Raw genomic sequence first — 21,004 nt, forward strand, 5'->3', positions numbered from 1 at the left:
ATGAATACCTATTCTTGTGTTTTTATGTTGAAACCACGATTCTAGCTTAACTGAGGTGACAAGCAAACGGGCAAATACACAGATCCGTCACTCAGCGCGTGGTTTTTGTTCGATATTGCTGATATCGAGGTTTGATGACGACAATTTGAGAGTTTTCTTTGTTTAAGCCTCCATTCTGGTGAGGTTTATGGTTATAATCGCTGACACTTTTAAACGTAATTATCCAGATAGAGATCATGTTAAAAATATACAACACACTGACGAGACAAAAAGAGGAATTCAAACCTATTCATGCTGGCAAAGTTGGTATGTATGTCTGTGGGGTCACTATTTACGATCTCTGTCATATTGGTCACGGCCGTACGTTTGTATCTTTTGACGTCGTCTCTCGTTATCTTCGATATGTTGGTTACGATCTCACATTCGTACGAAACATTACCGATATTGACGATAAAATCATCAAGCGTGCTAATGAAAACGGTGAGACTTGTGACTCATTGACTGAGCGTCTAATCGGTGAAATGCATGCAGATTTTGATGCGCTAAATATGAAACGCCCGGACATCGAGCCTCGTGCGACCCAGTTTATTGAAGAAATTGTGGCACTTGTCGAGCGTCTTATTGAGCGTGGCTTTGCTTATGTTGCCGCTAATGGTGATGTGATGTTTGAAGTCGGTAAGTTTGACGATTATGGTCGCTTGTCTAAGCAAGACCTCGAGCAGCTTCAAGCTGGTGCTCGTGTCGACATCGAAACAGCAAAGCGCAGCCCGTTGGACTTCGTACTATGGAAAATGTCTAAGCCAGGTGAGCCTACATGGGAATCGCCTTGGGGTCCTGGCCGTCCGGGTTGGCACATTGAGTGTTCAGCAATGAACTCTTCTATCTTGGGCGATCACTTCGATATCCATGGCGGCGGCTCAGATCTACAGTTCCCGCATCATGAAAATGAGATTGCTCAATCTTGCTGTGCCCATGACACACCATATGTGAATACATGGATGCACAGTGGCATGGTGATGATCGACAAAGAAAAAATGTCGAAGTCATTGGGCAACTTCTTTACTATTCGTGATGTGTTGTCACACTACGATGCAGAGACAGTACGTTACTTCCTGATGTCTGGTCACTACCGCAGTCAACTGAACTACAGTGAAGATAATCTCAACATGGCAAGAGCGGCGTTAGAGCGTTTATACACGTCATTACGTGGCTTAGATGCGGATGCGGATGCGGAACCTACGGGCGGCGAAGAGTACGTGACTCGATACACTACGGCTATGAATGATGACTTCAATACGCCAGAAGCTTACTCTGTATTGTTCGATATGGCTCGAGAAATCAATCGTTTGAAAACCGTCGATGTTGAGCAAGCGAGCCAACTGGGTGCTGTGATGCGAGAATTGGCAGACATCATCGGTATTTTACATCAAGATCCTGAAGCGTTCCTGAAAGGCGATGCTGGCGATGATGATGAAGTGGCTGAGATTGAAGCGCTGATTAAGCTTCGTAACGATTCTCGCGCGTCAAAAGATTGGGCTAATGCTGATTTAGCTCGTAACAAATTGACGGAGATGGGTATTGTTCTTGAAGATGGCGCCGCAGGTACAACATGGCGTCGTAAATAACTCGTCAGTGTTTTGAACGAAACGTAAATTATAACTAGCCCTTGCCTGACAAGGGCTTATTTTTAAGTTTAGATGTGGTGTAACATTTTGGCTCAGATGTATTTTTATTACTCAGCAATGAACGCGGGTAAGTCTACAACTCTTCTTCAGTCTTCGTTTAACTATCAAGAACGAGGAATGACCCCACTTATCTTTACCGCTGCGTTGGATGATCGCTACGGTGTGGGCAAGGTAAGCTCCCGAATTGGCTTACAGTCTGATGCTCAACTATTTCGCCCGGACACCGACCTCTATGATGTGATCGCAACGCTTCACGCTGAAAATCCACGCCACTGTATTTTAGTGGATGAATGTCAGTTTCTTTCTAAGCAACAGGTCTATCAACTGACGGAAGTTGTAGATAAGCTACGCATCCCAGTACTGTGTTACGGGCTAAGAACCGATTTCTTAGGTGAGCTGTTTGAAGGAAGTCGATACTTACTTGCTTGGGCAGATAAACTGGTTGAGCTTAAAACTATTTGTCATTGTGGCCGTAAAGCAAATATGGTGATTCGTACAGACGAAAATGGTGTAGCGATTGCACAAGGTGATCAGGTTGCGATCGGTGGCAATGATCAATATGTCTCAGCGTGTCGTCAGCACTACAAAGAGGCGCTGGGTAAGTAGTACTTCATCAACAAGTTATGGTGTGAAAAAGGAAGCGAAGGCTTCCTTTTTTTGTCCCGACAATATTACTGTATAGCTAATTTTAGCTATAGCGCATCCAACACATGCTGGTATTTAAAGTGATAGCCCAGTCGTTGCAGTTTCTCGCTGGATATGGTTTTCCCCGGCTCGGAGTTGACCAAATTGAGAGACGTATCGAGTCCTGCAGAGCGAAGCGCCGCTCGGTAAAAGGTGACTTTGTCACAGGTAGTGGGTGTTGTGGCATTGACGACACCAGAGTGGATGTTTTCCAGCGAAAAGATGATGGCATGAATGGCATCATCAAGGTGTAGCATATTAGCCGAAGCTTGATCACTGACCGATTTCAGTTTTGAAGCAAACCGAGAAGGATGACGTTGTGGGCCAAACAAGCCACTGCAACGGAGGATGGCATAGTCCAATGTTGAGTTTCTAACGTGCTCTTCTGCCGTCAACATGATGATGGATTTCGCGGTAAAGTCTTCTCGTCCACGAGCGATAGGCAGTCTTGCCATATCTTCTGTCATGAGCTCAGCAGTCTCTGGATAGACCGTCGTTGAGCTGATCATCATGATCTTATCTACCTCTAAGCGCTTGGCTACTTGGCAGAGTTGGTTCCACTGGGACGCATAGCGAGCGCCGCCACCTTGCCGAAAGCCAGGGGGAAAGCAGCCAATGATGGTGGTAATTTGTTTGTTGACGAGTTGGTTAGTCAACGCAAGCTCGTCACTCTCGTCTCGAAGCGTGTTGAGGTCTAAGCACAAATTGTCGATGCCGTTTTCCGCAAGGGCTTCACAACCTTGTTGAGAGGTTCGGGTCGCAGTGACTGGGTATCCACGGCTAATTAAGGCTTTGCTAAGTGGGAGACCTAGCCAGCCAGCCCCCACAATGAGTATGTGATTTCCATTCATATTAAACGTCCTCGAAGCGATGTCGCAGCAGCTCTCGTAATTTTTTATGACCCGCGTCTTTGCTTTTACCAGAGTGTTGGATCAAGTCTATATTGGTGATTGCTGATATTTTTTCAAATTCTATAGGAACTTGAACTAACGTGCCTTTCTCAAGTGCAGCTTTTGCCATGTAGGAGGGGGCATAGGTCCAGCCAAATCCTTCTAAACACCATTCCATAATCATAGCGTAGCTATCTGAATACCAAACATCTGGGCTTAATATTTGATGAAAGCTGCTTTTTTGGGCGTTTCTTGCGCTCACGACGAGCTGTCTATGTAAGCTTAACATTTCAATATGAGGTGTCACGCTTTGGGCAAGTGGGTGTGACGCCGCAACAAAGATATCGAACTCAAACGCGCCTATATGTTCAAAATCTAAAGAAAATGGAATAGTGTGTTCGCCGTATACGAGACCAGACGTTGCGCGGCCAGACTGCACCATTTCAATTATATCGACACTGGAGGCAAGTAAGCATTCAAGTTGCAGAGTCGGGAATTCTTGTGACAGCGCTTTTAAGATTGGAGAGATGCGTTCTAGTGGAATGCCTTCGTCAACGGCGAGAATAATGGGTTGGATATCTGTGAGCGTCAAACTTCCGACCAGTTCTGATAATCGATGATGTTGAATCATTGTCGCTTTGGCGTAGGGGAGAAGTTTCGCTCCTGCTTCCGTTAGAATTGGGTAGCGCTTGCTACGGTCAAACACTTCCACGCCACAATCAATCTCAAGGTTCATTATGTTTTGGCTTATCGCTGACTGCACTTTACCCAGCTTCCGAGCCGCAGCAGAAAAGGAACCAGTGTCCACAGTAGTAATAAACGCTTCTATTTGCTCGATACTTAACATATCAGTTTCCCTGATGGTATCTCGTTATTAAGTGAGGTTAGAATAGTGGATAATCACCATGTTGGTAATGTTTATTGTTGATTTGTTAGGTTATCCATATGAATAATAAAGAAAGAATCTTCCACGCTATTGCTTTTGAGGTGCTAGCACTTGCTATCATTGTCCCTGTTGTTTCTTTTGCAACGGGTAGTCAGTCTTTGTCATTAATGATCGTTGGTGTTGGCATGAGTCTATTTACGGTCATTTGGAATTATGTGTATAACATTCAGTTCGATAAATGGGTGTCAGGTGCGCGAAGTGAGCGTTCGATACTCGTGAGAGCGGTGCATGCTATTGGTTTTGAAGCGGGTCTCATCTTGTTTACTATTCCCGCCATTGCGTGGTTTTTGCAGGTTTCGTTATGGATGGCTCTGCTGATAGAAGCGGGGTTTTTAGTCTTTTTCTTCTTCTATACGACGATATTCAATTGGGCGTATGATAAATATCAGCCATATCAACGTTGGTGGGGCAGTGTTAATAGTTAATAGTTAATAGTAGTACTAGCCGCAGCACTTAAAACGAATCCGTCTCCGTATTGAAGAGTACGTGAGAGTGCTCGTCGATAAGGCGGAGTTATCTGCCGCCTTATCAGGAAAAGCATTAGAACTAAAGGTTAGCGTTCAATACACGCAAGATTTTATCGGCATGTTCTGCCACTTCAATTCCCTCGCTCGTTAAATAGCCACCGTCAGGCATGGTACATAGTCCTTTAGCATAAAGCTGTTGGACTGCTTTTTGCATCTCTTCGTTGGCGTCGGTATGAACTTTGATTCCAGTAGCTGAACTGCTTAAGTCAAATTGCAGTAGCAAGTTCATTTCGGCAAGGTGTTCTAACGTTAATTTCATAGCTGTGCCTTTTCATTTAGATAGTCCGATCAACATAGAGTGATTTGGGCATAATGACAATCAGATAGTGAATATTTTGTTAGATGACCCCGTGTTCTCTATGTATTCTGTAAGATTTTTACTCTAAGTGGATGAATTGTAACCATTTGAATGTATAAGTCATGTCTTTTACTTTCGAGTTTGCATATAGTGAGTGAAGATCCATAATTATTATGATTTTAGTTGGCTAGGTAAGCTGCGGCTACCTAGTTGTTAAAGGAGCGAAAATGTCTACGCGCAAAGCGGTTGTGGTACTCATGTGTGTTTTGGGCATTACTTCTTGTGCATCAACCCCTACGGCGGTTGAGCGAGATCCAAATCTGAGCCCTGAACAGATTCAGCAAGCACAAAATCAAGTCTATCAAGACGTATTAAAAACGCATTCGATGTGGGCAAGTCAGTTGGAAGATGCTGAGTCATTAAGGATCTATGCACCGGAAAATTATCGCGACATGATGTCTTCGTGGAAAGATGCGCATGAGCTGTTTATTGAAATGAGAAAAGATCCGTCTCAAGTTGATGTGAAGCATTCCGTCTTTTCCAGCGAAACATACGCGATTGCGTTTCGAGATCGCATTAATAGCGTGGAGTATAACTTTACCGCGATCCAACGTTTAAAAAAGCAGGCCGATGAGTTGCTTGAGCCAGCAATGACCCAGATGGCCTACTTAAGAAAAATAGAGGCAGCAAAGTATTTCCGCCACGCGACGACCAGTGTGACGCGCGAATATGAGCGTTTGTTTGAATACCTAGTTGTGTCAGAAGTGGATCGGGCGGAAAGTTATCAGGCCATATTTCTGGAGAAATCGATGGCACTTGAAGTTCGTGTGATCGATGCGATATACGTGGAACCATTGGCGCAAAAGTTATCCTCGTTGTCTAAGGCTAGGTATAATGTGATGGCACCGATTAGCTTTAGCTATGTTGAGCAGGGCATTTTGGAATTACGTCAATTTGTGAGCCAATCACCACGCGATTTTGAAACCATTGAACATGATGTGGATAGCATTAATTTCCAGTTTCGAAGATTGGAGGCCATTGTCTCCGAGGTGACAAAGTTGTCTAATGTTGAAAAGTCCAATTTTGAACCGTTAGTGTTGGATGCCGAATCACGTCTTCATAAAATATCCATTGCCGCGAAAGGCAATGACTACCGAGATCAGGATCTTACATCGCAATCAGAGCGAATTGCGCACGACGTTGAGATGCTAAATAAAGCCGATCAGTCCATTGCTTTACGCAAAGAGAACGCGTTGCTTAAGCAAAAACTGGCGCTGCTGGAAATGCAGCGTGGAGATGTTCAGAGCGCAAATGATCAAGTGGTGTCTGACGCGATGGATAAAGCCGCCAATAATCGAGCTGAAATTGAAAATCTGAAGAAGCTCGTTAGTGCGTTGCAAGAGCAAGCGGCGGACTGACCGTTTTATGCGGATAGCAACATGCTGATATAAGGTCAGAGCGACCTAAAGAGCACTGCCAATAGGCGGTGTTTTTTTTGAGAAAGTTCAGGTGAAAAATAAGGGTGCAAAAATGTGGACTACCTACTTTGTAGTTGTTTTTTAAGTAATTTTTTTACAATTCACCATAGTCGAGCAATATATATTGATAATGAGTGAAAATGTCACTTGCCATATCTATTGATTGGGAGCATTATCCGCCACCACCAAATTGTTACTAAACATGTATTGAGAAAATGGAAATGAACCAGTTCGATGCTTTGTTGCCACCACAAATGGCAGAGCGTGCCGCTGAAGCGGGTGTAGGTAAAGCGACGAAAGATCCAATGAAATCCTTTTTACTTGCTATCACGGCAGGTTTACACATTGGTATCGCTTTTATTTTTTATACCACCATCACTACCGGCGCAGATGATTTACCTTGGGGTTTAACCCGTTTCTTGGGTGGATTAGCGTTTAGTCTTGGCCTAGTACTTGTGATCATTACAGGTGGCGAATTGTTCACCAGTTCAGTATTGACGCTGGTCGCCAGAGCAAGCGGTAAGATCACTTGGGGTGCGTTATTTAAGAACTGGGCTGTGGTCTATTTTGGCAATATGCTAGGTGCGTTGTTTCTAGTTGCGATAATGCTTACCGCTAAGCAATATCTATTTGATGCAGGGCAGGTTGGCCTTAATACCATGCAAATTGCTCAGCATAAACTGCATCATGGGTTTTGGCAGGCCGTCGCGTTAGGCATTATGTGTAATGTCTTGGTTTGTGTTGCGGTGTGGATGACGTTTAGTGGCAGAACGTTGACAGACAAGATCATTGTGATGGTATTGCCGGTTGCTATGTTTGTATCTGCAGGGTTTGAACACTGTATCGCTAATATGTTTCAAGTTCCGATGGCGATTGGAATTAAGGTTTTTGCTCCGGCTGAATTTTGGCAAAACATCGGTGCGACGCCCGCAGACTTTGTTGACTTAAATTTGTTGGCATTTATCACTAATAACCTCATCCCCGTGACCTTGGGTAATATTATCGGTGGTGGTATTTTTGTAGGAATGCTGTACTGGTTAATTTATTTGCGCGATTAAGTCAGGCACCTCCTGTCTTCTGTGCGGCGTTGTGCTCACATTCTAGTCGTGCCCTAACAGCTAACGAATAAAGCGCCTTCAGGGCGCTTTATTCGTTTAAAACTGTCGACCCCCGTTTCTTGTGGTGCCTGATTACTATCACAGTGACGGCTAGAACCATGGTGGTGGCACGTCGGGGGACGTTACGTTAAACGTGTTTGATGACAACTCACAAGGCGGAGCTGAATGGCAAATGGTCAACGCTTCTGGCGTGCAAATCAACCAGTTTTTCCCACTATCCTGAATCAAAGCAGCATCGTGCTCTGTGCTGACTTTATGCGTTATCCAATTAAGTTCACTTTCCATATGCTTGCCCTCATCTTTGTTGGCATCGATTTTTCGTGAGATGGTTTACGTTGGTGAAGTGCTAATCAAATTACTCACTGCGTATGACGAACTGATGAACGTGACAGGCTCGCGTTATTTTTCGTTGATTGAGAAAAGTGATAATAACTCAGTAACTTGGTTATCCACATATCCTGTGGATAACCAAGTTCAAAGTAGGTGTGTAACATGATTTAGAGATATTTTTTACCCGTGCGAAGCGTCATTGTAATGCAAACTTCGAGGGCGGAATCGTGTTCCTCGCTATCGAAAGCAGTGTAAACGAAATGGAATATTTTGAAGCGCTTTGATAGATCAACACCATTATTCAGCGAGTATCACTTTGCGGTAAGGCATAAGGCTTGCCCGCAGGGCTAAAACTTCGTCGGACAATGAGGTTTAAATTAATGGTGATAGAAACACTCATCATGACAAAAATGGCGAGCATGATCAGCAATTGGTACTTAATGGCAACAAGGGGACTTGCACCGCCTAAAATCTGACCAGTCATCATGCCGGGCAGTGATACCAATCCTGTTGTCGCAATGGTTGCGAGAATGGGTGCTAGTGATTTTTGTAGGGCAAGGCGCACAAACGGTAGTGTGGCTAATGGGACGGGGGCGCCTAACGAAATTGCGGCTTCGTACTCCGTCCAGCGATCCTGTAATGCCCCATAAAAGTTTTGCAATGCGACAATGTTCCCACTGAGACTGTTGCCAAGTAGCATACCCGCAAGAGGGATAACGTATTGAGCGCTATAAGCAGGGACTGGTTGGATGATCACTACACATAATACTGTGACGATAGGCAACAAACCAATCAACAGTGATAGGACGGTATAGGGGAGTAATGACTTCTTAGGCAATCGGGCTTTGCTTAGAATCGCACTGCCACCAACGACGACCATCACAGTTAACCAAATCACATTAACAATAACGTTGTCCAAATAGAACAAATATTCAAGATACAGGCCCACGAGAGCGAGCTGTACTGTCATTCGAAGAATACTGATACAAGCATCTTTGTTTAAGTCGAGCTTATAATATCGGCTTATCAAAAAGGGAATGGATAACGTTGTCGAAAATCCGAGTAATTGCCACCAAGTGATATCAATGACGTCCTGCATAATCACTATTTTCATCGAAGAAGTAATGGCCATATTTTACGGGAATATTGGAAATCACACACTGATTTTTGGCGGTTTTTACTGTCTCTTGTTAACGGTGATGTAACATTTCGACACGATGGTGCTTATCATTTGATGAATTTCCGTCCGATTCTAGCACGGATAATTCACTGAAATGTTGCATAAATGCGATCTTGTTTACATACTTGTACAGGTATTATTTCTTCACATCTATTAACATTTTTATATATCAGCATTTAATTAATAACAAGTCAGGGTGACCTCAAAAAAGTGTTGATTAACAAGGGTTGAGAGGTCGGAATTGGTTGAACCACACATACAGTATGGTTTAGCATTTTCCTTAGAATAGTTTCAATAATTGATTTATTCATAAGAGTAAATCGCAGCTTTAACACGATACAAAATAGGCAAATGTATGAGTGATGTTAACAAAGTTGAGAGCACAGAAAAACATGGTATGGAATGGAAGTCTTTCTTTTTCATCTGCGCAGTTTTCTTTCCTCTCTTGAGTGTGGCGATCGTAGGCGGTTACGGTTTTACAGTGTGGATGCTTCAGATCTTCGTATTTGGACCTCCAGGTGTTCACGGTTAATAAACCGTCATTCAATCAATTACGAGTTTCGAGAGAGTAAGTCATGAAATCCTTTTTAATCAAGCTTTGGCGCACCATCAGCAGACCCGCAGTTCACATCAGTTTAGGTGTTCTTACCGCTGGTGGTTTTATTGCGGGCGTCATCTTTTGGGGCGGCTTTAACACCGCGTTAGAAGCAACGAACACTGAAGAGTTCTGTATTAGTTGTCACACAATGAGTGAAAACGTCTACGTGGAGCTTCAGGAAACCGTTCACTGGAAAAATGATTCCGGTGTTCGTGCAACGTGTCCAGATTGTCACGTACCCCATAACTGGACAGATAAAATTGCACGTAAAATGCAAGCTTCCAAGGAAGTATTCGCGCAGATTTTTGGTGATTTAGATACGCCAGAGAAATTTGAGGCCCGTCGTCTCGAACTTGCTCGCCATGAGTGGGATCGTTTCTCGGCGAACAAATCATTAGAATGTAAGAACTGTCACGCTTATGAGTCAATGGACTTTGAGCAAATGTCTCCGACTGCGCGTATTCAAATGACATCAGCAGCAGAACGTGATCAAAGTTGTGTTGATTGTCATAAAGGTATTGCCCACCACTTACCAAAAGATATGGCCAGTGCAAGCGGCATTGTTGGCGACTTAGAGCAAGTAGCAAGCAGTACGTCTTACTCTAAAGGGAACGACGTGGTATCCATTCGTCACTTACCACTTTATACCGATGCGACAGCGGCAACAGAAGCTGGCTTGTTGAGTCCGGCAAGTGAAGTGGCAATCGTTGATGATAAAGGCGATATGATTGAAGTTAAAATTGATGGCTGGCGTAAAGCGAAAGGCTTTGGTCGTGTTATTCAAGAAGACTTTGGTATGAACATATCAACCGCTATTTTGACCAAAGAAGTCTCACAAAGCTCGGATGTTATTGTTGGTGAGAAGAAAGAAGATGAGCTGACAGGCCTTCCTTGGGAACAAGTTTCAGTCAACCTATGGATGAAAAAAGAATCCATGCTGCCTGACTACACGCCAATTTGGAACGCGGCAGGTGAAGCGTATCAAACCAACTGCTCAACATGTCATACACAGCCTGATGTTGCACACTTTAGTGCTAACGGTTGGGTAGGTATGCTAGACGGTATGATCGCATTTGTGAACTTCGATAAAGACACTGAGGCGCTAGTGCTTAAGTATCTACAGAAGCATTCATCAGACTTTTCTGAAGGTCACCACTAATAGACGTTAATTGGAGTAGAAAAATGGCAATTACACGAAGAAGCTTCCTTAAAGGTGTGGCAGGTACAAGTGCGGCATCTCTAATCGGCCCAAGCTTGTTAGCTTCGGCGTCTGCTAGTGCAGCAGAGACAGAAGGGACCTGGAAAATATCTGGCTCACACTGGGGTGCGTTTCGCGCCCGAGTGTGGGGTGGTAAAGTACAAGAAATTAAGCCATTCGAAGTCGATAAGCATCCGACTGATATGCTAAATGGCATTAAAGGTATCATCTATAGCCCGTCACGAGTGCGTTACCCAATGGTACGTCTAGACTGGTTAAAGAAACATAAATACGCAGCCGAGACACGCGGTAACAACCGTTTTGTTCGTGTGACATGGGATGAAGCGCTTGATCTTTTCTATCGTGAGTTAGAAACCATTCAGAAAGACTATGGTCCATGGGCTTTGCACACCGGTCAAACGGGCTGGCGTCAAACGGGTCAGTTCCATAGTTGCACCAACCATATGCAGCGCGCGATGGGGCTTCATGGTTACTCAGTTAAGAAAGTGGGAGACTACTCAACGGGTGCTGGACAAACTATTCTACCGTATGTACTTGGTTCAACCGAAGTGTATGCGCAAGGTACGTCTTGGGATTTGATTTTAGAGAATAGTGACAACATTATTCTATGGGGTAATGATCCCGTTAAAAACCTACAAGTAGGTTGGACATGTGAAACCCACCAGTCTTATGCGTATCTAGAGCAATTAAAAGACAAAGTTGCGAACAAGGAGATCAATGTTGTTTCTGTTGATCCAGTTCGTAATAAAACCGCTCGCTATTTAGACAATGAACAACGATACATCAATCCGCAAACTGATGTACCGTTCATGCTGGGTGTTGCTCACGTTCTTTACAATGAAAACCTTTACGACAAGAAGTTTATCGACACTTACTGTTTAGGTTTCGAAGACTTTATTGGTTATGTTCAGGGTAAAACCAAAGATAACGTTGAGAAAACGCCGGAATGGGCGTCGGAAATCTGCGGGGTAAGCCCAGAAGAAATCCGTAAATTTGCTCGTATGTTGGTGAATGGTCGCACTCAGATCATGGTGGGTTGGAGTGTCCAGCGCCAAGAGCACGGTGAGCAACCATACTGGATGTGCGCAGTACTTGCGGCAATGATTGGTCAAATTGGTTTGCCAGGTGGTGGTATTTCCTACGGCCACCATTATTCTGGTATCGGCGTACCGGCGACCGGATTTGCGGCCCCGGGTTCATTCCCATTGAACATTGACCAAGGGCAGAAGCCTAAATACACCAATCAAGACTTTAATGGTTATAGTCGCGTGATTCCGGTTGCTCGTTGGGTAGATAGCCTTCTAGAGCCAGGTAAAAAGATTAAATCGAACGGTTCAACGGTGACGTTGCCGAACCTAAAAATGATGGTATTTAGTGGTAATAACCCTTGGCACCATCATCAAGACCGTAACAGAATGCACAAAGCCTTTAGGTCTTTGCATACCGTTGTGGCGATTGATTTCGCTTGGACGGCCACATGTCGTCAGTCTGATATCGTACTACCTGCATGTACGCAGTATGAGCGTAATGATATCGATGGTTACGGTGCGTACTCTGGTCGTGGCCTAGTGGCGATGAATAAGCTTGTAGACCCTATGTTCCAGTCTAAATCTGACTTCGAGATCATGGCGAATCTGACTCGTCGTTGGGGCCGTTATGAAGACTACACTCGCGGTATGTCGGAAATGGAGTGGGTTAAATCACTCTATGATGGCTGTAGAGAAGCAAACAAAGGTAAGTTTGAGATGCCTGAGTTTGACGAATTCTGGGAGAAAGGTTATCTAGACTTCGGTACAGGTAAGTCTTGGGTTCGTCATGCTGATTTCCGTGAAGATCCAGAGATTAATGCTTTAGGCACACCGTCTGGTTTTATTGAAATTACGAGCCGTACGCTTGGTAACATGGGCTACGAGCACTGCCAAGAGCACCCAATGTGGTTTGAAAAATCTGAGCGTTCACACGGTGGACCAGGCTCAAAAGCGCATCCATATTGGCTACAGTCTTGTCACCCAGACAAGCGTTTGCACTCGCAAATGTGTGAGTCGGAAGAGTTCCGCGCAACGTATACGGTGCAAGGACGTGAACCAATTTACATTAACCCTAAAGATGCAAAAACAAAAGGCATCAAAGATGGTGACTTGGTTCGAGTCTTTAATGACCGCGGACAATTACTTGCAGGTGCAGTCTTAACGGATAGCTACGCCCCAGGCGTTGTCAGAATCGAAGAAGGCGCATGGTACGGTCCAATTGATAACAAGATTGGCGCGTTAGATACGTATGGCGATCCAAATACATTGACGCAGGATATTCCAACATCTGAATTAGCGCAGGCAACGTCAGCGAATACCTGTTTGGTGAGTTTTGAGAAGTTCACAGGTAAAGTACCACCAGTAACCGCGTTCGGTGGACCGATCGAAGTCATCTAGTGAGAATTTAACCGTACAGAGTTTTAAGTAGTACACAAAACCCATTCATTTGAATGGGTTTTTTTTTGTCTCGGAATATACTAATTAAGTAATCTATTAACTAGGTCGAGGACGTATGACCGAATATATTCCATTCTCAAAAGAGGTTGATGCACTGGCTATCAACCCTAACATCAGTATTACTAAGTGCAATGGCGAGCTCTATTTTGAATACACGAGCTTAAATTTTGAACCGTTAGCTTCTCGTACTGCATTAACTCGATTTGAGAACCAAGTTGAATCTGATGCCATGTTACTGGGCGATGGTTTCCAAATGCTGTGCCAGACATCAGGAACGGTGAATCAACTCGTTGATATCGGTCGATGTCCGGATAATAGTGCAAGCTACCGGATTTATGATGAAGATGCGCCCAAGCGTTTTTATAACTACCTAGTTATTGAGCAATCTTCTGGATTTACACTGTTTGGCTTTACATCCTGCCATCGTTTTTCTGGTTATTTTGAGTTGCATACTACAACTCAAGGTATTGATGTTTTAGCGTTTATTGATGGAGAGGACAGTGCGCCTCAATCTTGGGAAAGTAATCAGTTAGAGTCGCTGGTGGTATTACATAGCGATACTATGGATTCAGTGTTTAGTCAGTTTGCAGACATCATCGCGAGCCACCACCCTGCTAAAGTCGGTGTGTCTCAGCCAAGCCCAATAGGCTGGTGCTCTTGGTACGCATACTATGCTGATGTTGATCGCCAAAATGTGCTTGATAATGTTCAGGTGATGGAACAAGAACAAGAGATGCTTGAGTGGGTGCTACTTGACGACGGTTATCAAGCCTTTATGGGCGACTGGCTAACACCATCGGATAAGTTTGAAGGTGGCGTAAAAGCGCTTATTGAGAGCATTCGCTCCAAAGGCAAGAAACCTGCAATTTGGATCGCTCCTTTTATTGCTCAGGCTGAATCAGAGATTTTCCAGCAACATCCAGATTGGTTTCTCAAGCATTCTGATGATACGGCATTGAAAGCAGAAGATGTGACATATGGCGGCTGGCGGTGCACGCCTTGGTATATCTTAGATTGTTCTAACCCAGAAGTCTTAGCGCACCTTACTCACGTCGTCAAAACCATGCGAGAAGAGTGGGGGATTGAGCTATTTAAGCTTGATGCTAACTATTGGGGGACATTAAAAGGTCAACGCTATCGTCCAGGTGTGACTGGTGTCGAGGCGTATCGATTAGGTATGCAAGCTATTACTGAAGGTGCTGGAGAGGCGCTAGTTTTAGGCTGTAATGCGCCGATGTGGCCATCCTTAGGTTTAGTTGACGCGATGCGTGTCTCTGATGATGTGGAGCGTGATGCGCATCGTTTTGAGCAAATAGCGAAAGAAACGTTTTTGCGTAGCTGGCAGCATCAACGTTTATGGTTGATCGATCCAGATTGTGTGACGTTGACGTCTTTACCTAATCAGGGTGCCGATCGTTCAAGCTATGAGTTTCACCGTAATGTGCTGTTAGCATCAGGTGGCGTATTGTTGTCTGGTGATCCATTGCCGGAATTGACGCCCTTTGCAAAAGAAACGCTCGAGAGCTTAGTTACTCGGCAAAAACAAACCAATAACACGTCGGTGTTTCAATCATTGACGATGAATCACTCGATGTTAAAGCTAACCGAACAGCGCCGTCTTCACTGCTTATTTCAGTACACAGAAGACGGGACTGACTATACATTGGCATCCGAGTATCCATGTGATTGGTTTGATTTTTGGACCCGAGAGAAGTTAAATCAAGAACCAAGCCATATTCATGTTATCACGCTAAATCATGCTCGTGAGAGCCGAGCTGTTGTCGCGGTTTTTTCGAGCGAAGAGTACTAAATCTGTTGGAGAGCCTAAATCTTTTGGAGAATATAGATCTATTAGAGAACCTAAGTCTTAAACGGCTTTAGACCTACATAACTTTACGCTCCTATAACTTAAGCTCCTATAATTTAAGCTCCACATAACGTTAGCTCTCAAATAACCAGTAGTAACTGTAGCCCACGATAAGTGCCGGCAATGCAGAATAGACCGTGGCCACCAACGCAGCTTTGGGGGCCATTGCTATTGCAGGGAATAGCGCATCGCCATCGTTTGAAATTGCATTGGAAAGCTGGGTGGACATGGGTACGGCGCCAGTGAGATATAGACTGGTAATGAGGATCTGAGGGCCGCAGCCAGGGAGTAGGCCGACTAGCATACCTAGTAAAGGCATATAGACACCCCAACCGCTAAGCGAGTGGCTAAGGTCAATGTGCGAGAAATGAAGTGTAATTTCGAAAGCTAAGAAGGCCACAATCACCCAAGCGCTAACAAAGTGAGTATCTTGAGCCGCTTTTTGCATCGGGTGTGAGGTAGACCATTTTTTATCTTCACCGACAGTGCTCTCATAATCCACGATTTCTTTGGTAAATGCCCATAGCGACATCGTGATTACCGCTAAAATCGCACCAAGCCATTCGATCGTTAGTGGTTTTAAACCAAGAAGTTCGTTCACATCTACTTGGAAAGACATGGTAAATGCAACAGCCAGCGACGGAATGATTAACCATTTCCAAAATAATCCTTGAAGGTTGATCGCCATTGTTTGAACCGGACTGCTTTGGAAGGGATGGTTTTGGAGGGGTGCATCTTCATTCTTGCTACAACGACATTGAGTATCAAAAGTCGATGATTGTTCTATTGGCATCGCTTGCGTATCGCTCAACGTGCGGGCTGATTTAGGTGTAAGCGTTTGCACAAATTCAGTTAATTTAGGGCGAAGGAAATCGGGCTTGTGAATGGCATTAACGATAAGTCCCGTCACGATCCCTACCACGACACCGACTGCAATTAACCCAAATCCGATGCTTGGTTTACTTGCTAAAATCAAAAACGCAGCGTCTCCCATCGTTGCGGTCAAAACAGCAACCACGGAGCCAAAGCCAACTTTACCCGACACAAATTGTGTGGTGACGATGATAGCGCCGCCACAGCCAGGTAATGCGCCTAATAATGATGAGAATACGACTTGGTGACTGGCTGAGTGTTGGTAGAGTTCTACAAGCGCGTTTTTTTGAGAGAGCAATCTAGAGATATAATGATAAACGGCGAGTGTGAAAACGACATAACAAGATACCGCCCAATAGGCGTCTGAAAGCGCCGTAACCGCAATGAGGCTAGTAGGTTTACTGATTAGTAGCGCAACCATAGTTATGGGTAGTAACAGACGTTTATACGCAGGTTTGAATTGTGATAAAGACAACCCATATAAGCCACGAATTCTTCTAGTTTGTTCCATATAGTGCACTAATGTAAATGAGAGTCGTTCTCATTGTGCAATATTGATAATGATTATCAATATTGTTTTTGGTGTTTTATCGGTCAAGAAATTCACTAAAACCGCTTACAAGCGATGACAAATTCACAAAATCAGGTAAAGTATCGCCCTTATGAGCAGTTGTCGTGGGGCGTACACCCACAAGATCAAACATAGTTAGGAAATATAATGATTCTAGTTGTCGGTCATAAAAACCCGGATAGTGATAGCATTTGTGGTGCACTAGTAGCGACAGAACTACTAAAAGCACGTGGCCTTGAAGCGAAACCTATTCGTCAAGGTGAAATCAATCGTGAAACTCAGCACATTCTTGAAACTGCGGGTGTCGACCAACCTGAACTTCGCACAAGTGTTGCGGGCGAAAAAGTATGGTTAGTGGACTATACCGATCTGGCTCAAGCACCAGATGATATTAATGACGCTGAGATCCTTGGCATTGTTGACCACCACCGTTTAGGTGACGTGATGACAGTGAATCCATTGGAAGCATGGATCTGGCCAGTGGGTTGTACTTGTACTATTTTGTTTAACCTATTCAAAATGGAGCAAGCTGAGATTACTCGTCCACTTGCTATCCTAATGATGTCTGCAATCTTGTCTGATACGGTAGGGTTTGCTTCTCCTACCTGTACGCAAAAAGACAAAGATGCAGTAGAAGAGTTGGCAAAAATTGCGGGTATTACAGACTTAGAGCTGTTCATTAAAGAGCTATTGATTGCAAAAACCAACATTGAAGGTCTTTCAGCAGCAGAGCTGGTTGAAAAAGATCTTAAAGCATACCCATTTAATGGCCGTGACGTTGTGGTTGGCCAAGTTGAGCTTGCAACGTTAGAGCAAGTAGACGGCATGATCGAAGCGCTAGAGCAAGATCTGACTCGTCGTTGTGACGAAGATGCCCTTGCATTCGCGGCAGTGATGCTAACAGACATCACAACAGCACAAACCCGTTTGATTTACAAAGGTGAGTGGGCTGCGAAGCTTGCGAAGCATGAAAAAGACGGCATGTTGATGATGGAAAATACGCTAAGTCGTAAGAAGCAAGGTTGGCCTTGGCTTCAAGGTGAGTTGGTTTAATCACTATCTCACCTGACAAATATGTCGATTAGCTAAGCCCTAGTGTCGTTTGCGTTAGATGGTCATTGACCTATAAACAAATTTAGATGCTAGGGTTTTTTATTAGGTATAACATTGTACCGACAGTGACTCTCTACAAAAGGCATAACATCATGGCATTAGAGCAAAATCAAATCGAAGAAATTGCACGTTACGACGAAGAAAAACGTCTAAAGTACAGCGTGAAGACAATGGTGCAAGAGCGTCAAATCTGGATTCTTACCGACGAGCATGGCTGTGTGATGCTAAATAGTGAAGAAGAAGATTGTGTTCCAGTTTGGCCTAATGAAGAGTTTGCGCTGCAATGGGCAACGGGCGAGTGGTCTGAATGTAAGGCGGAATCTATTTCATTGAACAAATGGCACAGCCGCTGGACAATGGGTCTTGAAGACGATGAACTGGCTGTTGTTGTGTTTCCGAATCAAAATGAAGAAGGGGTAGTGCTCTTCCCTGATGAGTTTGATTTTGAACTGAAGAAACAGGCGTCAAAAGTCCGTTAATCAATAGTCTTATCAATGCAAGCTTGATAAAACAACCATCTTGGTATGCAACTATAGCTGGCTCAGGTAGAATTATCGCCTTGATGTGAATGGATTAAAGTTTGTTATGCCAAGATTTTTACTGTTTTTTTCTTGCTTAGTGATAAGTCCGTTAGGGCTCGCCTCTAACAGCCAAGGATGGGATACCTTTAGCGATATTGGTGCTTATGGATTAGTTGGACTTGCCGCGGGTTTGCCTGCGTATCAAGAAGATTGGGATGGTGTTTGGCAGGCGGGACTCAGTATTGGTTCGGCGTCCGCTATTGGCTTAATTGGTAAGCATACTATTGATGCGCCACGCCCGGATGGCAGCGATAATAAGAGCTTTCCTTCCAATCATACTGCTAATGCTTTTGCTTCAGCCACGACGTTACATATTCGTCATGGTTGGCAAGTCGGTTTACCTGCTTACGGTGTTGCGACGCTCGTTGGTGTTGGACGGGTACAAGCCAATAAACATTATTGGCGTGATGTTGCCGCTGGTGCCGCAATTGGCGTATTCACTGGGTGGCTCTTTACCGATAAGTTGGATCCAAAGGTGCAGCTGCTGCCTTGGGCAACGCCGCATAGCTCAGGCGTGTCGGTCACCTATGTGTGGTAGTCACGTAGCGGGGGTGAAGTGTTGGGTAATGAGACGTTTGGTCACGCTATATCTGTGAGTGGGACATAAAAAAGCTCAGCGTTTGCTGAGCTTTTTATTAGGCAATTTTTGTCACATTCAGCGGAAAAAATTAGTCTCTTTTCCACAGAATATGGCAGAACTTATTGTCCGGGTCTCGGCTAACGAGTAGGCGAGCAAACACATCATCTAGGACGTCATCTTCTTCGTTTACGAGTCCGATACGTACTTCGGCAAAGGTTTCATCAACAGCGAAGCCAACATGTTCAGGCCAATCTTCTCCCGTCTCAACGAGCTCGGCAGCGCCTCGGTCTTCAAATTGCGCCGTAAACAGGATGACATCTGCGGCTTCAAGGTTATCCGGCGCCATCTCTAGGAAGATGTCGTAAGCGGCATCGATGACGTCGTCGTATGAAATCAGTTCAGACATAATATTAAGCTCGGTTCATGTATTTGCGTTCAGCGGTATTGATCACAACGCGATCACCTGTTGCGATGTACTCTGGCACTTGAATAGTTAGGCCAGTAGCAAAACGTGCAGGCTTAGAGCGAGCAGATGCCGATGCACCTTTGATAGATGGGTCCGTTTCTTCAATGACTAACTCTACCGATGATGGTAGTTCTAGACCTGCAGCGTTGCCATTAATCAAGACAACTTGCACACCTTGAGTTTCTTCATTGATGAGTAGGAGGTCATCTTCGATCTCGTTGTGTTTGAAGGTAAATTGAGTGTAGTCTTCATTGTCCATGAAGATGTACTCGTCGCCATCTACGTAAGAAAACGTCACGTTTCTTTTGCTCATTTCAACGGTATCAACAAGTTCATCAGACTTATATCGTTCTTCGATTTTTGAGCCCGTTGCTAAATCAGTACAGCGCAATTTGTAGATTTTTGCTCCGCCACGACCACCAGGAGTGGTAATCTCGATATCTTTGATTAGCAACGTCTTACCATTTGACTCAATCGCAAAACCTTTTTTAAGCTCACTTGCCTTTGGCATGAAATTTTTCCTTCGTTTTAATTAGACAGTCAATTATACGACCGAATGGTTGATTTGCTCAAGAAACAACTGTTCGCAACAGGAAACTTTGCGAAGAATTTATCCTGTGACAAGGATGGCCGAGAAAACGATAGCCTACGTATCGGCTAAGTGAATTGAATCTAGGCAGAGGTGTCAGTAATATGGGGGCATGTTACTTCTTATACGATAGCGCCAGTGCAGCCGATTACCCCTAACTCTTTACCGATCCCACAAGTCACTTATCATACCGCGATAAAGGACTTACTTATGTGCTTAAAAAGTGCGCTTAGGGATGACCTTCATAGTGTCTATATTTATGGTTCTGTTGCTCAGGGTAGGGCGATTGCTGGTGTGTCAGACCTCAATGTGGTGGTCGTGACGCAATCGTCGCTTTCGGCGAGCCAAAAAAAAGTTTTCAATACCATTGATTGGCGATTTCAAAAAAACTTCCCATTTGTTGATGCGGTTTCGATTCGAAGCACCGTCATCAATGATGTCGTGTCTTTAGACGCATTATTTACCTGGGGGTTTTTATTGAAGCAATGCTGCGTATGCGTCCATGGTGATGATCTTGCTGAGTGCTTTGGTGACTATGTCGCAAGTTGGGAAATTGCGAAGCAGTGGAATATGGACATAGGACAATCCGTGCCCATCCTTAGGCACCGTATTGCGGTCGCGAACACGGATAAGGCGCTATTAAAAGCGCAGCGAGAGATGGCTAAAAAGCTACTTCGTGCCGCTTATGGTTTGATCATGCCTAAAACAAAACGATGGTATGATGAGCCGCATCAGTGCGCTCAACAATTTCTTGTCCATTATCCAGAAAAGCGAATAGTAATAGAACGTCTTGAGATTCTGTTGGGACCACGAGTGATCCCCAAACGCTCGGTGGTTGCGTTGTTGGACGACTTTGGTCAGTGGCTAGTCAGCGAGTACAAAAAAACTGAATTTAGAATCGGTTAGCGATATATGAGTGTACCTT

The 21,004-nt window shown here is 44.4% G+C and carries 21 protein-coding genes; 13 read left to right on the plus strand and 8 right to left on the minus strand.

What is annotated here, in order from left to right; all coding sequences use genetic code 11:
• The first annotated feature begins 236 nt into the window (after nt 1-236).
• Nucleotides 237-1,625: a cysteine--tRNA ligase gene (cysS, locus tag MD535_RS03115; protein WP_265673470.1), complete on the plus strand. Its 1,389-nt coding sequence runs from the start codon at nt 237-239 to the stop codon at nt 1,623-1,625.
• An 87-nt stretch (nt 1,626-1,712) separates the two neighbouring features.
• The gene (locus MD535_RS03120; protein ID WP_265673471.1) at nt 1,713-2,291 is read left to right on the plus strand and encodes a thymidine kinase; all 579 of its coding nucleotides are present in this window, start codon (nt 1,713-1,715) and stop codon (nt 2,289-2,291) included.
• Nucleotides 2,292-2,377: 86 nt separating this feature from the next.
• Here MD535_RS03120 and MD535_RS03125 read toward each other — a convergent pair whose 3' ends face one another.
• The gene (locus MD535_RS03125) at nt 2,378-3,220 is read right to left on the minus strand and encodes an NAD-dependent epimerase/dehydratase family protein (RefSeq protein WP_265673472.1); all 843 of its coding nucleotides are present in this window, start codon (nt 3,218-3,220) and stop codon (nt 2,378-2,380) included.
• Between the two features lies 1 nt (nt 3,221).
• Nucleotides 3,222-4,106, minus strand: coding sequence for a LysR family transcriptional regulator (locus MD535_RS03130; RefSeq protein WP_265673473.1), 885 nt, complete (start codon nt 4,104-4,106; stop codon nt 3,222-3,224).
• 98 nt (nt 4,107-4,204) lie between these two features.
• Here MD535_RS03130 and MD535_RS03135 point away from each other — a divergent pair, with 98 nt between their 5' ends.
• Nucleotides 4,205-4,630 carry a PACE efflux transporter gene (locus MD535_RS03135; protein WP_265673474.1) on the plus strand — a complete coding sequence of 142 codons (426 nt, stop codon included), beginning with the start codon at nt 4,205-4,207 and terminating at the stop codon, nt 4,628-4,630.
• Between the two features lie 121 nt (nt 4,631-4,751).
• Here the strand turns inward: MD535_RS03135 and MD535_RS03140 are convergent, their stop codons facing one another.
• Nucleotides 4,752-4,991 (minus strand): TIGR02647 family protein, encoded by a 240-nt coding sequence (locus MD535_RS03140; RefSeq protein ID WP_250616771.1) that lies wholly within the window; start codon nt 4,989-4,991, stop codon nt 4,752-4,754.
• 266 nt (nt 4,992-5,257) lie between these two features.
• On the opposite strand from MD535_RS03140, the gene MD535_RS03145 reads away from it, so the two are divergent.
• Both MD535_RS03145 and focA read left to right on the plus strand, forming a co-directional pair.
• Nucleotides 5,258-6,448 (plus strand): BAR domain-containing protein, encoded by a 1,191-nt coding sequence (locus tag MD535_RS03145; RefSeq protein ID WP_265673475.1) that lies wholly within the window; start codon nt 5,258-5,260, stop codon nt 6,446-6,448.
• 275 nt (nt 6,449-6,723) lie between these two features.
• Nucleotides 6,724-7,566 (plus strand): formate transporter FocA, encoded by an 843-nt coding sequence (gene focA / locus MD535_RS03150; protein ID WP_265673476.1) that lies wholly within the window; start codon nt 6,724-6,726, stop codon nt 7,564-7,566.
• Nucleotides 7,567-7,716: 150 nt separating this feature from the next.
• Here the strand turns inward: focA and MD535_RS03155 are convergent, their stop codons facing one another.
• Together MD535_RS03155 and MD535_RS03160 are read right to left on the minus strand one after the other, a co-directional pair.
• Nucleotides 7,717-7,911, minus strand: coding sequence for a hypothetical protein (locus MD535_RS03155; RefSeq protein ID WP_265673477.1), 195 nt, complete (start codon nt 7,909-7,911; stop codon nt 7,717-7,719).
• A gap of 346 nt (nt 7,912-8,257) precedes the next feature.
• Complete coding sequence (locus tag MD535_RS03160) at nt 8,258-9,055, minus strand: ABC transporter permease (protein ID WP_265673478.1); 798 nt, start codon at nt 9,053-9,055, stop codon at nt 8,258-8,260.
• A gap of 436 nt (nt 9,056-9,491) precedes the next feature.
• Here MD535_RS03160 and torE point away from each other — a divergent pair, with 436 nt between their 5' ends.
• From torE to MD535_RS03180, 4 genes are all read left to right on the plus strand, one after another.
• The gene (gene torE / locus MD535_RS03165; RefSeq protein ID WP_250616776.1) at nt 9,492-9,668 is read left to right on the plus strand and encodes a trimethylamine N-oxide reductase system protein TorE; all 177 of its coding nucleotides are present in this window, start codon (nt 9,492-9,494) and stop codon (nt 9,666-9,668) included.
• Nucleotides 9,669-9,711: 43 nt separating this feature from the next.
• The gene (gene torC, locus MD535_RS03170; RefSeq protein WP_265673479.1) at nt 9,712-10,893 is read left to right on the plus strand and encodes a pentaheme c-type cytochrome TorC; all 1,182 of its coding nucleotides are present in this window, start codon (nt 9,712-9,714) and stop codon (nt 10,891-10,893) included.
• Nucleotides 10,894-10,916: 23 nt separating this feature from the next.
• Nucleotides 10,917-13,379: a trimethylamine-N-oxide reductase TorA gene (torA, locus tag MD535_RS03175; RefSeq protein ID WP_265673480.1), complete on the plus strand. Its 2,463-nt coding sequence runs from the start codon at nt 10,917-10,919 to the stop codon at nt 13,377-13,379.
• Nucleotides 13,380-13,494: 115 nt separating this feature from the next.
• Nucleotides 13,495-15,249 (plus strand): glycoside hydrolase family 36 protein, encoded by a 1,755-nt coding sequence (locus MD535_RS03180; RefSeq protein ID WP_265673481.1) that lies wholly within the window; start codon nt 13,495-13,497, stop codon nt 15,247-15,249.
• Nucleotides 15,250-15,379: 130 nt separating this feature from the next.
• Here MD535_RS03180 and MD535_RS03185 read toward each other — a convergent pair whose 3' ends face one another.
• Nucleotides 15,380-16,690 (minus strand): putative manganese transporter, encoded by a 1,311-nt coding sequence (locus MD535_RS03185; RefSeq protein ID WP_265673482.1) that lies wholly within the window; start codon nt 16,688-16,690, stop codon nt 15,380-15,382.
• Nucleotides 16,691-16,897: 207 nt separating this feature from the next.
• Here MD535_RS03185 and MD535_RS03190 point away from each other — a divergent pair, with 207 nt between their 5' ends.
• The 3 genes from MD535_RS03190 to MD535_RS03200 all read left to right on the plus strand — a co-directional run bounded on the left by MD535_RS03190 (nt 16,898) and on the right by MD535_RS03200 (nt 18,982).
• Complete coding sequence (locus MD535_RS03190) at nt 16,898-17,803, plus strand: manganese-dependent inorganic pyrophosphatase (protein WP_265673483.1); 906 nt, start codon at nt 16,898-16,900, stop codon at nt 17,801-17,803.
• A 152-nt stretch (nt 17,804-17,955) separates the two neighbouring features.
• Complete coding sequence (locus tag MD535_RS03195; RefSeq protein WP_265673484.1) at nt 17,956-18,342, plus strand: DUF2750 domain-containing protein; 387 nt, start codon at nt 17,956-17,958, stop codon at nt 18,340-18,342.
• 106 nt (nt 18,343-18,448) lie between these two features.
• On the plus strand, nt 18,449-18,982 hold the full coding sequence (locus MD535_RS03200) for a phosphatase PAP2 family protein (RefSeq protein ID WP_265673485.1): 534 nt from the start codon (nt 18,449-18,451) through the stop codon (nt 18,980-18,982).
• 130 nt (nt 18,983-19,112) lie between these two features.
• On the opposite strand, the gene MD535_RS03205 is transcribed toward MD535_RS03200, so the two are convergent.
• Both MD535_RS03205 and yeiP read right to left on the minus strand, forming a co-directional pair.
• Nucleotides 19,113-19,430: an HI1450 family dsDNA-mimic protein gene (locus MD535_RS03205; protein WP_265673486.1), complete on the minus strand. Its 318-nt coding sequence runs from the start codon at nt 19,428-19,430 to the stop codon at nt 19,113-19,115.
• A 4-nt stretch (nt 19,431-19,434) separates the two neighbouring features.
• Nucleotides 19,435-20,001 (minus strand): elongation factor P-like protein YeiP, encoded by a 567-nt coding sequence (gene yeiP / locus MD535_RS03210; RefSeq protein ID WP_250616785.1) that lies wholly within the window; start codon nt 19,999-20,001, stop codon nt 19,435-19,437.
• A gap of 207 nt (nt 20,002-20,208) precedes the next feature.
• Between yeiP and MD535_RS03215 the strand changes: the two genes are divergently transcribed.
• Nucleotides 20,209-20,985 carry a nucleotidyltransferase domain-containing protein gene (locus tag MD535_RS03215; protein ID WP_390902883.1) on the plus strand — a complete coding sequence of 259 codons (777 nt, stop codon included), beginning with the start codon at nt 20,209-20,211 and terminating at the stop codon, nt 20,983-20,985.
• Nucleotides 20,986-21,004 lie beyond the last annotated feature (19 nt).

The organism is Vibrio qingdaonensis (genome assembly GCF_026191675.1).
GTDB classification, from domain to species: Bacteria; Pseudomonadota; Gammaproteobacteria; order Enterobacterales; family Vibrionaceae; genus Vibrio; species Vibrio qingdaonensis.